The organism is Prevotella sp. tc2-28 (assembly GCF_900107705.1).
Classification (GTDB): Bacteria; Bacteroidota; Bacteroidia; order Bacteroidales; family Bacteroidaceae; genus Prevotella.
This window is the reverse complement of record NZ_FNRE01000011.1, coordinates 66,687-80,938: the sequence shown is the minus strand read 5'-3', so window position 1 is coordinate 80,938 and position 14,252 is coordinate 66,687. Positions and strand designations below refer to the sequence as shown.

At 51.7% G+C, this 14,252-nt stretch carries 8 protein-coding genes; 4 read left to right on the top strand and 4 right to left on the bottom strand.

Annotated elements, in window-relative coordinates:
* The first annotated feature begins 111 nt into the window (after positions 1-111).
* Genes BLU47_RS10645 through BLU47_RS10635 form a run of 3 tightly spaced genes read left to right on the top strand, consistent with a single transcriptional unit; the run spans position 112 to position 9,443 of the window.
* Positions 112-2,763 (top strand): alpha-d-galacturonidase, encoded by a 2,652-nt coding sequence (locus tag BLU47_RS10645; protein WP_091962297.1) that lies wholly within the window; start codon positions 112-114, stop codon positions 2,761-2,763.
* Positions 2,764-2,772: 9 nt separating this feature from the next.
* Positions 2,773-6,633: a malectin domain-containing carbohydrate-binding protein gene (locus BLU47_RS10640; RefSeq protein ID WP_091962294.1), complete on the top strand. Its 3,861-nt coding sequence runs from the start codon at positions 2,773-2,775 to the stop codon at positions 6,631-6,633.
* Positions 6,630-9,443, top strand: a complete 2,814-nt coding sequence (locus BLU47_RS10635) for a glycoside hydrolase family 2 TIM barrel-domain containing protein (protein WP_091962292.1) — start codon at positions 6,630-6,632, stop codon at positions 9,441-9,443. Before BLU47_RS10640 ends, BLU47_RS10635 begins: the two co-directional genes overlap by 4 nt.
* A gap of 86 nt (positions 9,444-9,529) precedes the next feature.
* Here the strand turns inward: BLU47_RS10635 and BLU47_RS10630 are convergent, their stop codons facing one another.
* Together BLU47_RS10630 and BLU47_RS10625 are read right to left on the bottom strand one after the other, a co-directional pair.
* Entirely contained in the window at positions 9,530-10,324 is a 795-nt protein-coding gene (locus tag BLU47_RS10630) for a glycosyltransferase family 2 protein (RefSeq protein ID WP_091962289.1), read from the bottom strand.
* Complete coding sequence (locus BLU47_RS10625; RefSeq protein WP_091962286.1) at positions 10,321-11,595, bottom strand: glycosyltransferase family 4 protein; 1,275 nt, start codon at positions 11,593-11,595, stop codon at positions 10,321-10,323. Before BLU47_RS10625 ends, BLU47_RS10630 begins: the two co-directional genes overlap by 4 nt.
* A gap of 100 nt (positions 11,596-11,695) precedes the next feature.
* Here BLU47_RS10625 and BLU47_RS10620 point away from each other — a divergent pair, with 100 nt between their 5' ends.
* Positions 11,696-12,163, top strand: coding sequence for a nucleoside deaminase (locus tag BLU47_RS10620; protein ID WP_091962283.1), 468 nt, complete (start codon positions 11,696-11,698; stop codon positions 12,161-12,163).
* A gap of 453 nt (positions 12,164-12,616) precedes the next feature.
* Here the strand turns inward: BLU47_RS10620 and ispF are convergent, their stop codons facing one another.
* Both ispF and porV read right to left on the bottom strand, forming a co-directional pair.
* Positions 12,617-13,090 carry a 2-C-methyl-D-erythritol 2,4-cyclodiphosphate synthase gene (gene ispF / locus BLU47_RS10615; protein ID WP_091962280.1) on the bottom strand — a complete coding sequence of 158 codons (474 nt, stop codon included), beginning with the start codon at positions 13,088-13,090 and terminating at the stop codon, positions 12,617-12,619.
* A complete protein-coding gene (gene porV, locus BLU47_RS10610) occupies positions 13,087-14,250 on the bottom strand; it encodes a type IX secretion system outer membrane channel protein PorV (protein WP_143025543.1) in 1,164 nt (387 codons plus the stop codon). Before porV ends, ispF begins: the two co-directional genes overlap by 4 nt.
* Positions 14,251-14,252: the final 2 nt, after the last annotated feature.

Genomic DNA, 14,252 nt, shown 5'->3' with positions numbered 1-14,252 from the left:
TATCTAAACTTGTCTAAAGTGCAATGCGAACCTTATAGTGTACTTTAAATGTTGATTGATGACAAATAACGATGTCATCAGTCTTTTTTATATATAAAACTACTTGAAAACATGAAGAGAATATCAGCCTTATTGTTACTGGTCTGCCTGACCACTTTGGCAATGGCACAACGAGTCAGTATCCAGACAGGAAAGAAAGCATCAGCACGTGAACAATATGCTGCAGAATACCTGCAGAAGAAGTTAACGGAGATGGGCTATACCGTCAATCCCAAGAAGGCGGACTGCCAGATTACGCTTTCGAACGCAAACAGCGGAACAGCAGAAGGTTACACGATAGACAGGAACAAGAAGGGTATCACGGTGACGGGCAATGACGCCACGGGTGTTATCTATGGTTGTGTGGAACTGGCAGACCGCATCCATCAAGCCGGCGGACTTGACATACAGCCTGTAACGGAAGCACCCCAAATGGTCATGCGCGGTACATGTATCGGATTGCAGAAGACAGTCTATCTGCCTGGTCATGGTGTCTATGAATACCCATACACCCCCGAGAACTTCCCTTGGTTCTATGACAAGGCAGAATGGGTGAAATACCTCGACATGATGGTGGAAAACAAATACAACTCGCTATACCTTTGGAACGGGCATCCCTTTGCCTCGCTGGTGAAGCTGAAGGACTATCCCTTCGCACTGGAGGTGGATGAGGAGACATTCAAGAAGAACGAAGAAATCTTCTCGTTCCTCACCCATGAAGCTGACAAACGAGGCATTTGGGTCATCCAAATGTTTTATAACATCATCCTGAGCAAGCCCTTTGCCGACCATTACGGCCTGAAGACACAAGACCGCCACCGTCCGATTACGCCCTTGATCAGCGACTATACGCGCAAATCGATAGCAGCCTTTATCGAGAAATATCCCAACGTGGGACTGCTGGTGTGTCTGGGTGAAGCCATGGCCACCATCGACGACGACGTGAAATGGATGAAGGAAACCATCATCCCTGGTATCAAGGATGGACTGAAGACCAGCGGTAGAACGGATATTCCCCCCGTGGTGTTGCGCTCGCACGATACCGACGGACCGTTGGTATTAAAGGAGAGCCTGCCCCTCTACCCGAACATCTATACGATGTCGAAATATACCGGTGAGTCGCTGACCACCTACACACCTGGAGGACCTTGGGGCGAGACCCATCGCCAGTTGGCTGCCGCTGCTCCCGTGCATATTGACAATGTACATATCTTGGCAAATCTGGAACCTTGGCGTTGGTCATCGCCCGCCTTCATCCAGAAGACCGTTCAGGCCATGCACCGCGTGCACCACTCGAAGGGACTTCACCTCTATCCGCAGGCTTCCTACTGGGACTGGCCATACACGGCAGACAAGCTGCCTAATGGCGAACGCTTGAAGCAGCTGGACCGCGACTGGATGTGGTATGAGGCATGGGGACGATACAGTTGGAACGACCAGCGCGGTGAGGACAAGACCTTCTGGAAGAAGACACTGGCCGACTACTACGGCATCGACACCATTAGTGCCGGACACGTGCTGAACGCCTACGATGAGGCGGGCGAGATAGCCCCTAAACTGCTGCGCCGTTTCGGCATCACGGAGGGTAACCGTCAGACACTCCTGCTCGGTATGACGATGGGTGAGTTGGTGAACCCGTACAAATATACCATCTACCCGGGCTTCTACGAGAGTTGCGGTCCTGAGGGCGAGAAACTCATTGAATACATCGAGAAGGAATATAAAGGACAGCCCCATGTGGGCGAACTGCCCTTTGACATCGTTGACCAGTGTGTCAATCATGGTGACAGGGCACTCGTTGAGATGGGAGCCGTAGCCGCCAAGCCCACCCGCCATGCTGAAGAATACCAGCGTGTATGGAACGACATTCTTTGCTATGCCTCCTTCGCCAAGGCCTTCCAGCTGAAGGTACGTGCTGCTGCCGAGGTGCTGCGCTATAAGTGGACACAGGACATCAGCCACCTGGAAACAGCTGTCATCTGGCTGGAACAAAGCCTCAGCATCTGGTACGACCTGAGCCGCATGACGGACGACTGGTATCTCTATGCCAATTCCATGCAGACGGCACAGCGCCGCATCCCTGTTGGTGGTGACGGCGGCAAGATGAAGACGTGGAGCGAACTGGCTGTGGTCTATCAGGCAGAACTGGACGCTTTCAAGGAGAACATCGAGAAGCTAAAGAACCCTGCTCCCGCCTCAGCCATCAAGATACAGCCCGCCCAGCCTGCCCAGATTACCATCCACTCACCGCTCAACGCTCACCTCTTGCCCCTGAAGAAAGGTGCCATTCTGTTCGAGAAGCGTCCTGACACACCCGTTGACTCGCTGGCTCCCGAACTGGCAGGTCTGCAGGCTTTGGTATTGAACCGTGACACAACCCGCATCGTTGGCACTACCATCGAATATGAGAGCGACAAGCCTGTAAAACTGCTCGTTGGTCTTTTCAAGGACGACGACAAGAAGTTTGCCAAGGCTCCGAAGTTGGAGATTGACGCTACGGGCAATGAATACGGACAGGCAGAACCCATCCTGACCAATGCCATCAGCATCGTGCAGATGCCCAAGGTGAACATCCACCAGTATTCGCTGCCCGCAGGTCGCAATACCATCCGCCTGCCCAAAGGTATTCTCATGGTAGCAGGATTCACCCAGAGCGACATCAAGCCGCGCGACTGCGGACTGAACGGTCCGTCGGGCGAGGTTGACTGGCTGTTCCAAAAATAAGACAAGACGATGAAGATACGACTGACTGCACTCCTTATCCTCACCACTCTGACTGCTGCGGCACAAAGCATCAGCCAGCAACAGATGCAGCGCATCTACAATGAGGTACGCACACCCTATAAATACGGTATGGTGGTGGCTCCCACGGACAACTACCATAAGATAGACTGCCCTACGGTGTTCCGTGTAGGCGAGAAATGGTTCATGACCTATGTCGTTTATAACGGCAAGGGCGGACTAGACGGACGAGGCTATGAGACCTGGATGGCTGAAAGTGACGACCTGCTGCATTGGAAGACGCAAGGCCGACTGCTCAGCTACCCTTCAGACACCACCCGATGGGATGCCAACCAACGGGGCGGATTCCCTGCCCTCATCGACTGGACATGGGGAGGAGACTACGGCATCTCGAAATACAAGAAGAACTACTGGATGACCTACATCGGCGGACACGGCACAGGCTACGAGGCCGTGCGCGAACCGCTGAACATCGGCATGGCATGGACGCAGGGCGACATCACCCAGGCGCATGAGTGGCAGACCAGCGATAAGCCCCTGCTCAGCATCGACGACAAAGATGTGCAGTGGTGGGAGAAAATGGTGCAATATAAGAGCACGATTTATGAAGTGAAAAGTGAAAAGGGAAAAGCGAAAAATTTGCTGCCACCTGAGATTCGGAAGTACCGATTCATCATGTTTTACAATGCCGGCGGCATCAGCCCCTTCAACAATCTCAAGGCGGAGCGTATCGGCATTGCACTAAGCAACGACCTGAAGAAATGGAAACGCTATGACAAGAACCCCGTTTATTTCCACGAGGCACCGGGCATCATCACAGGCGATGCCCAGATTGTGAAGATGGGCGACCTGTTTGTCATGTTCTACTTCTCAGCCTATAATCCTGACCGCAAATATAACGCCTACAACACGTTCAGCGTCAGCCGCGACTTACTGCATTGGGAGGACTGGACGGGACAAGACCTCATCGTCCCCTCAAAGCCCTACGACGAGATGTTTGCCCATAAGAGCTATGTAGTGAAGCACAACGGGGTGGTCTATCACTTCTACTGTGCCGTCAACAACGACCAGCAACGAGGCATCGCCGTAGCCACCAGCGTGCCTTTGGGACGTAGTGACGTGCGCTTCCCGGAGCCTGAACGGAAAGGGCGCCGTAACATTATCTCGCTCAACGACGGATGGACAGCCCAGTGCGCCGTGGGCCGCGACACGATGCCGACAACGGTTAACATTCCCCATAACTTCGACGACTACTACGGCTACCGTCAGTTGCGTCATGGCAACCTGCACGGAAAGGCGACCTACCACAAGACCTTCAACGTGGAGAAGCAGGATAGCAAATGCTACTTCCTGCAGTTTGACGGTGTGGGAACCTATGCCACCGTCATCCTCAACGGTCATAAGTATCCCGAGGAACTGGTGGGCCGCACCGTATGGACCCTTGACATTACCGATCGCATGAAGAACGGACAAAACGAGTTGCAGGTCAACGTAGACCATCCCGCCATGCAGACTGCCTCACCCTGGATTTGCGGCGGTTGTTCCTCGGAATGGGGATTCAGCGAGGGTTCTGAGCCTTTCGGTATCTTCCGCCCTGTCAGCCTCATCGAGACGGATGCCGTGCGCATCGAGCCCTTCGGTGTTCACATCTGGAATAATGCGCCATGCGATTCCGTCTTCATCGACACCGAGGTCAAGAACTACTCCAAACAGGCGCAGACCATCGAACTGGTCAACAAATTCACGCTGGCCAGTGGCAAGCAGGTGTTCCGACGCGCTGAGATTGTAGCGCTGAAGGCTGGTGAGACCAAGACGCTGCACTACGCAGAGGCGGTGGCCGACGCACACCGCTGGAACTTGGACGATCCTTACCTCTACCAATTGTCGACGATGGTCAAGCGTGACAACAAGACAACCGACGAGGTGCGCACGCCGTTCGGTATCCGTAGCATCTCATGGCCCGTTCTTCGTAAGGATGGCGACAACCGTTTCCTGCTCAACGGCAAACCCGTGTTCATCAACGGCACATGCGAATATGAGCACCTGCTCGGTGCCAGCCACGCCTTTACACCAGAACAGATACGTTCACGCATCAAACAGATAACCAATGCCGGCTTCAACGCCCTGCGAGAGGCCCATCAGCCACACCACCTGCTTTACCAACAGTTGTGCGACGAGCAGGGCATCCTGTTCTGGAGCCAATTCTCCGCCCATGTATGGTACGACACGTCCAAGTTCCGCCGTAACTTCAAGCGCCTGCTGGTACGTTGGATTAAGGAACGTCGCAACTCACCCAGCGTCATCCTCTGGGGACTGCAGAACGAGAGTGTGCTGCCCAAGGCTTTTGCCGAGGAGTGCAGCGACATCATCCGCAGCATGGATCCTACTTGTCGCGACCAGCGAGCCATCACCACCTGCAATGGTGGCGAGGGTACTGACTGGAACGTTATCCAGAACTGGAGCGGTACCTATGGCGGTTCAGCCGAGAACTACGACAACGAGTTGAAGCGTGCTGAGCAACTGCTGAACGGAGAGTATGGTGCATGGCGCACCATCGACCTGCACGGCTCAGCCAAATACAGCGAGGAATCATTCACGAAACTGCTGGAGACTAAAGCCCGTTTGGCAGAAAATGCCAAGGACAGCGTCTGCGGACATTTCCAATGGATTTTCAACTCGCACGACAATCCCGGACGCGTACAGCCAGACGGAGCCTATCGCCGCATTGACAAGATTGGTCCTATCAACTACAAAGGACTGGTCACAGCCTGGGAGGAGCCTACCCCAGCTTACTATATGTACCGCAGCCGTTATGTGAGTTGCTGTGCCACAGCAACTGACAAAATCGCAGCCGACAGGAACATCGACCTCGTAAAGGGAGCAGCGGACTATCACTACCTCTACCGCATCAACTGCGGAGGCAATGCCTTCAAGGATGAATTCGGACAAGAATGGCTGGCTGACGACTCCCTGCATAGCCATTCCTGGGGACAGGACTTCAAGGGCATCAATGCCTTGCAAGCCAGCCAGCGCCATATCACAACAGACATCCGCGGCACGAAGAGCGATGAACTGTTCCAATATTTCCGCTTCGGTCGCCATCGCCTGTGGTATGACCTCCCCGTCCCTGATGCATCGGCAGAATACCGCGTGGAACTCTATTTCGTGGAGCCGTGGCATGGTCGTGACATCGCGGAAACGGCAGATTACGAAGGACTGCGCATCTTCGACGTGGCGATTAACGGACAGACCGTCGTCGACGACCTGGATCCATGGGCCGAGGCAGGCTATTGCGGTTCGCTGAAACGGGTGGTCACAGCTAAAGCCGTTAACGGCAAGCTCCACATCTCCTTCCCGGAGGTGAAGGCAGGACAGGCCATCCTGTGTGGTATCGCCATAGCCAGCAAGAGTAGCGGTATCACCCTCTCCGCCCAACAATTGAAACCCATTGCCGTCGACTGGCGCGCATTGGACACCGACACCATTGCCAAATTGCCGAAAGAAGAGCTGCCACAGGACACAGAGGCACGCCCTGCTTCGGTCTACGAGCCTGAAAAGGTTGTAGGAAAAGCGATGAGTAATGCCACCACATTCATCATCACCCCTGGTCTTGGACAGGAGTATGCCCTTCGTTTCCGTTACAAGAACACTACTGGAGAACCCGTAACAGCCCGCATGACGGTTACAGACTCGAAGAATACAACATTGGTGGATACGGATGTCACCTTCCCCCCGACACCGAACAAGTTTAAGATGTTGTCGACAACGACAGGTACGCAGATTAATGCCGGAACCTACCGACTGCGTATCGAAACCAAGGATGTGGAATTTAAAGAATTAGAAGTACAATGAGGACTATCCTGCTTACTTTATCATTTTTCACTTTTAACTTTTCACTTTGCCACGCAGTGGCGCAGACGCACCACGACTGGGAAGACAACCACGTGCTGCAAATCAACCGTGAACCGGCACGTACCTACTTCATTCCCTATGCCGAGCACAAGGGCGACCGCATGGTGAGCCTGAACGGGACGTGGCAGTTCCGTTGGACAAAGACTCCCGATGAGCGCATCCACGACTTCTACCGCACGGATTACGACGCCTCGGCATGGGACAAGCTGGCGGTACCTGCCAACTGGGAGGTGAACGGCTACGGTACTCCTATCTATATCTCAGCAGGCTATCCTTTCAAGATCGACCCTCCCTACGTGATGCGAGAGCCCAAGAAGGAATGGACGACCTATGTGGAGCGCAACCCGACGGGACAATACCGGCGCACGTTTACCATTCCCGATGCCTGGCAGAAGGGGCAGACCTTCCTTCGCTTCGAAGGAGTAATGTCTGCCTTCTATGTCTGGATAAACGGTCAGCGCGTTGGCTATAGCCAGGGCTCGATGGAGCCTTCGGAATTCAATATTACCAACTACATCAAGAAAGGCGAAAACCAGATAGCCATCGAGGTATATAAATATAGCGACGGCTCCTATCTCGAGGATCAGGACTTCTGGCGCTTTGGCGGCATTCATCGTGATGTGCTGATTTATCACACTCCCGATGTGAGAATTCGCGACGTAGCCGTTCGTGCCTCTATGGACGGTGTACTTCAGATAAACCCGCAGTTCGCTGTGTATCGGGGCGAGACGGGCGAGGACTATCGTCTTGTTGCCACCCTCTTGGATGCCAACCGCCCTGTAGGTGGTGACACCGTAGCTGCTGCTGAAATCCTCGACCTGCAGCACAAGGCAGCCCGCATGAACGAGTGGTATCCACAGCGAGGTCATCGCAAGTTCAACCGCATGGAGATAAAGGTGGCCAATGCTAAGTTGTGGAGCGTTGAACAGCCTTACCTCTATACCCTCCGCCTGCAACTGCAAAAGGCCGACGGTACCGTGGTCGAACAAGTAACACAGAAGGTCGGTTTCCGTACTATCCAGATTAAAGGCGGACAGTTGCTCATCAATGGCAAGGCCATCAAGATTCGGGGTGTCAACCGCCATGAGCACGACCCCTATACCGCACGTGTGATGTCGGAGCAGCGCATGCTTCAAGACCTGCGACTGATGAAGGCTGCCAACATCAATGCCGTCCGACTAGCGCACTACCCCAACTGTCCGCGCTGGTATGAGCTGTGCGACTCGATGGGCATGTATGTGATGGACGAAGCCGATGCCGAGACTCATGGACTGAGAGGCACACTAGCTTCCACCCCCGACTGGGGCGATGCCTTCCTCGACCGTGCCATTCGCATGGCAGAGCGCGACAAAAACCATCCCTGTGTAATCTTCTGGAGCCTGGGCAACGAGAGCGGCTATGGACCCAATCAGGCAGCCATGTCCGCCTGGCTCCATGAGTTCGACCCCACGCGCCCCGTTCATTACGAGGGTGCCCAGGGTAATTATACGGGCAAGGGAGAAGTAATTCCCGACCCTTCCACTGTTGATGTCATCTCGCGTTTCTATCCTCGTGTGATGCAAGAATACCTAAACCCCGGCATTCCGGAAGGTTCGGACAAGGAGCGTGCCGAGAATGCTCGTTGGGAGCGGCTCTTGGAGATTGCTAACAAGACGGGCGACCGTTGTACATGGGTGGGTTCCGATGGTGGTCCGCGCCCCGTGCTCACCAGCGAATACGCCCATTGCATGGGTAATGCACTCGGCAACTTCAAGGAGTATTGGGACGAGATTAACTCCAATCCCCGCATGCTGGGCGGCTTCATCTGGGATTGGGTGGATCAGGGCATAGCCCTAAATGAGAAATTAGAAATGAGAAATGAGAAATTGGCTGGTATCCCGAGGGGCGCCATACTCTATGGTGGTGACTTTGGTGACAAGCCCAACTTGCACGCCTTCTGCATGAATGGCGTCGTACTGAGCGACCGCACGCTGACACCCAAATACTACGAGGTACAAGCCATCTATGGCGGCATGAGCGAACAGGAGATTGCCGACCAACATCCCGAGACCAAGGCTGCCAAGCCCAAGGTGTCGAAATCAAAGGCTCCTACCTCTTACATCATCCATCTTACATCTAACATCAAACCGCAGGTTTTCCGTGCTCCTACGGACAACGACAAGAGTTTCGGCAACTGGCTAGCCAAGGACTGGAAGCGTTGCGGACTGGACACCCGGCGCATTCCCATGAAGACCGAACAGCAAGGCAACGAGTTTACCTTCACCTTCGAAATTCCTGACTCGCTGCCCCCTCTGCCCCGACTGGGCATCGTCATTGAACTGCCTCGCGAGTATGAGCAGTTGACGTGGTATGGACGCGGACCATGGGACAACTATCCCGACCGCAAGCAGTCGTGCCCCATCGGGTTATGGAAATCAACCGTTTCCCAGCAATACGTTCACTATCCTCGTCCGCAAGACTCAGGCAACCACGAGGACTGCACCTTCGTGGAGCTAAAGACCAAGAAGGGCAAGAAAATCCGTATCGAAGCTGTTGATGACGTCTTCTCCTTCTCTGCCCTTCCCTACTCTGCCCAGTACCTGAATTCTAAAACCCACGACTACGAGTTGCAAGACCAAGGCAAGACCTATCTCAGCATCAACTGCGCCGTGATGGGTCTGGGCAACAGTTCATGCGGACCCGGCGTATTGAAGAAATACACCATCGACAAAAACAAAAAGCACCAGCTGAAGATACGGATCACGGAATAAAAATTAACCCTGGGTTATCATTCATTAACCCAGGGTTATTTGTCAATAAGGTATCCTTATTCGCACAAAGGCAATAATTGCTAGTTTTAAAGGTAGCAATTGAGTTTCATCAACACGGAACGAAGAACGAACCAGGCATGCAGAAGGACGGTCTGGATGTAACCGTAATGGGTGGCCATAACGTAGAAGCGCTCCCAAAGAGAGTCCTGGTGGTGTTGAGTAGTATCGCCACCTTCCTCGAAATTGGCTACGATGACATTGGCGTTGACAAGCGGCAGACCTCTATGCTCAGCTTCTTTCATCACACGAATGCACCAATCAACATCAGCCGAATGGCGATATTTCAGGTCGTAAGGGAACTGGCGGGCAATGTCAAGACGGGCATAGAAAGCCTGATGGCAGACAAGCATGCCTTTTTTGAAAGAACGCCAAGTGAGCAACTTGGGTGGACGATGGCGACGCAAATGGAGGAAACGCCCCTCACCGTCGGTGATGGCTGTGTCACCATAGACTACGGCAGGGAGGTGCTGAGGGCTGACGGCTGACGACTGAGGACTGGCGGCATTGACCACCGTCTGAATAGTATCTGGAGCATAGAGCGAGTCGCCTGCATTGAGGAATACGATGTAGTCGCCCGTAGCCTTCTGCAGTCCTTTATTCATGGCGTCATAGAGTCCGTTGTCAGGCTCCGACTGTATAATGACCTCATGAGGACTTGTGGCTTTGTATTGCTGTGCAATCCGAAGCGTATCGTCCTTGGAAGCCCCATCGATAATGAGGTGCTCGATGTGCGGATAGGTCTGTCGACAAACACTATCGAGGGTTCGCTGTAAGGTGCGTGCCGCATTGTAGGTAATGGTAACTATCGAAATCCGTATCATCGCTTCATCTCCTTTGGTTTCATGGCAGCTTCGTAGACTTCTATATAGCGATTGGCCACGCTCTGTTGCGAATAGTTATGTGCGACCTTGCGCAAACACGCTTCGCGCACACGATGTGAATCGGCTTCATAGAGAGTCCATCTGATGCCAGTGGCCAGACTTTCTGCATTTCGATATTCTGCCACATAGCCGGTTTCCTGATGGTCAATCATCTCTGGGATGCCGCCCACACGGAAACCGACGGAAGGTACGCCGCAGGCCATCGACTCCATGATGGTATTGGGAAGATTCTCCGACAGTGAAGGCAACACAAAGACATCGCTGGCATTATATACTTTAATAATGCGCTGTTGGTCGCTGACATATCCCAAAGGAAACGAGCGGAAAGGCAACTGGCCGGTAATCTCCTCGGCATGTCCCCCAAGGATAGCCACACTGATGTGCTCCTTCATTTCCGGATGACTGTCTGCCAACAACCGACAGGCATCAATCAAGAAAGCCATGCCCTTATTAGGATTGGTTACACGCTGAGAGGCAAACAGGATGATTCTGTCTTCTGCGGGCAAGCCAAGAGCTTTACGTGCCTCCAACTGATCCATTGGACGAAAAAGCCGGGTATCGATAGGATTAGGAATGCAAAAAACATCCTGTCCTTTCAACAGTCCACTCTTTCGGGCATCACCCGCCAACCATTGACTGCAGGTCACGAAACTGATGCGATGACCTGCAAGCATCTGCTGCTTTCGATGCCATACGCGCGCTGACAGGTCGTTGGAAGAACCACCGCCAGGCAAGAGAGGACAATGATGACAGCCCGTCAGGAATGACTGACAGCCTAAGGTCAGGTGACAGATGGCCGTTGCAGGCCACATGTCGTGCATCGTCCACACCACGGTTTTCCCCGACACCAGAATCTTGCGGATGTTCTTCAGCGAAAGCATGCCTTGATTCACCCAGTGGAGATGGATTACATCTGCTTCCTGAAACTCTGGCAACCGTGTGATGTCCGTACCGCAATTGGCAATGTCAATCTCGAACAAATGCTCACGATTGAAATGCAGATGGAGCCAAATGACAAAACGTTCCCATAGGAAATGCCACTGTGTGCACCACTTGGATGACAATCCACAGACCGTCAGCGACGCGGTCTCCTTGTCTCGAACCAGCATCTTCGCCTTCACGCCATTATTCTTCAGAGCATCCATCAGTCGGTTAGCAGCAACAGCAGCGCCACCCGTCCGCTCACTCGTATTGACAATCAGAATTCTCATACTTTATCTTTATACTGCCACAAAGGTACAAATAAAAACAAATAAAAAGAGGAATAATTGATTTTTTTTCTTACCTTTGCAACAACTAATATATCATACTATGGAGAAAAAAGATTTTATGATGAGAGCCATTACGCTTTCAGAGAACAGTGTTAAGAACGGTGGCGGTCCGTTTGGTGCCGTCATTGTGAAGAACGGTGAAATCATTGCGGAAGCATCCAACTGCGTCACCATTGACAATGACCCTACGGCCCATGCCGAGGTGAGTGCCATCCGCAAGGCCACTAAGAAATTGGGCACCTACGACCTGTCGGGGTGTGAGATTTATACATCCTGTGAGCCATGCCCCATGTGCCTGGGGGCAATCTACTGGGCTCACCTGGACAAGATTTACTATGCCAATGACCGAAAAGACGCCGCCCGTATCGGTTTCGACGACGATTTCATCTATCAGGAACTGGAACAGAAGCCACAGTATCGCAAGAAGCCCAGCGAAGTCTTCATGCAAGCAGAGGCAAGCAAGGCTTTTGACATGTGGATGCAAAAAGATGATAAAACGGAGTACTAAAATGTTAACAACTGTTGTTTGCGCACACAGCTACTTGATTTAAATCAAGAATAACGTATTTTTTACACCAAAAAGAAATAAAATGCTTGCAGGTAAGAAAAAACTTCGTACCTTTGCATCGTCAAACAAAGACAACCGGTTCACACCGGCTTTGACTGAGTGAAGTCAAAGAAAATTGGTTAATAGATTGTTTTAGGTTAGTAGTAATATTTATAGTTTTAGGTTTTTAGTTATTGGTAAAAAGAAAGTTTTAAATGTGTGAAAAACAGTGGGCACCGTGAGGCGGTCATAACTTTCTTTTCTTTAGAAAAAGGTTAGTATTTGTTAGATATTCCTGTTTGGTAAAACAGGCCCTCCGGTTGAAAAACCGGAATTAAAATGAAAAGGATTTTTAGTTAAACATAGGCTTTTGGATGTCACTGCTCGTTGATGAGTAGTGGCATTTTTTTGCCACTACTTTTCAATCAGTGCTACTGCGTAGGCCGAGATGCCTTCCTGGCGACCTGTAAAGCCCAACTTCTCAGTAGTCGTTGCCTTAATAGAGATACTGTCTGCATCAGTACCAATAACTTCTGCCATGCATTGTTGCATAGCAGGGATGTGAGGATTCATCTTTGGCCGTTCTGCACATATCGTCGCATCGATGTTGACCAGATGATAACCCTTGCTTGCAATAAGCTCAATGGTCTTCCGCAAGATAATCTTGCTATCCATACCATCTGTCTCTGCTGACGTGTCCGGGAAATGATAACCGATGTCGCGCATATTCGCCGCACCCAATATCGCATCACATATTGCATGTATCAGCACATCAGCATCGCTATGTCCTAACAGGCCCAACTCATGTTCAATCTTAATACCGCCCATCCAAAGGTCACGTCCAGCAACCAACTGATGAACATCATAGCCCATTCCTACTCTTATCATTTTCTAAACAAGTCTTTAATGCCATCCATATCGAAGGCAAGGGTGAAACGAAGTGTCTGGTCAAGCGGATTAGTCTTTGCCGTAGCAATGACATAACCCACGTCAAGGGAGAAGACGCTCATGCGGAATCCTCCACCCACGGTGAAATATTTTAGATTTCCCTTGTTTTCTGACTGGTGGTGATATCCTGCGCGCAGCGAGAACTGGTCATGATAGACATATTCTGCACCCACGCTCCACTGAATCTCCTGCATCTCTTCTTTGAATCCACCAGGAGCATCATGAAAACTCTTAAAGATACCGGCAATAGATCCCAAATCATTATACTCACTGATGACACGTTGTTGGTAGTCCTCAGTTGACTCGCCATCATTCTGCTTAGGCACCGTAGGTACAAGTAGTTTGTTGGCATCAGCAGCAATCGTAAAGCGGTTGTACTCATCAACAGGTACCATCAGCGAAGCACCAACACGCAAGTTCGCAGGGAGGAAGTTTGACTTATCATCACCAAAATACTTAATCTTACTACCAACATTCGAGATATTCATACCGAGTCCAAGTTGGCACTCCCTTGGTCCAATATTGATATAATTGTTGTAGTAACAAGCCAGGTCAGCAGCAAATGCCGATGCTGGACTAGCATTTTCCGTATAGTCATAACGCAAGTCGCTATATAGCCATCGGATGACTGCTGCTATGGAGAATTTCTCGCTCAACATCAGGGAAGCGCCCACATCGAGTGACATCTCATAGGGCTTGACTGTCATGGCGTTGGAAGCCTCTGATGTCATCACCTCGCCCAATGAGAAATAGCGCAGCGATCCGCTGACAGCCGCATAGTCGCCGATACGGTAATAACCTGCCACATAAGCCAGGTCAATGTCATTCACCAATTGCCTCAACCATGGTGTGTAGTTCAATGCCACACCTGCACGACTGATGCAAAACGGATACTTTGCCGGGTTCCAGTACTGTGAGTTCACATCAGGATCGGTTGCAACACCCACATCACCCATACCGGCAGCACGGGCGTCAGGAGCAATCGTCTGCGAGATGACAGCATGGTCGATGGGGTTGAACTGGCTCTTAGTGTCCTGAGCGCGAGTCAACAGTCCTGCCAAGAGGCATGCTGTTAAAGTTACTATCCTTGTTGTCTTCATAA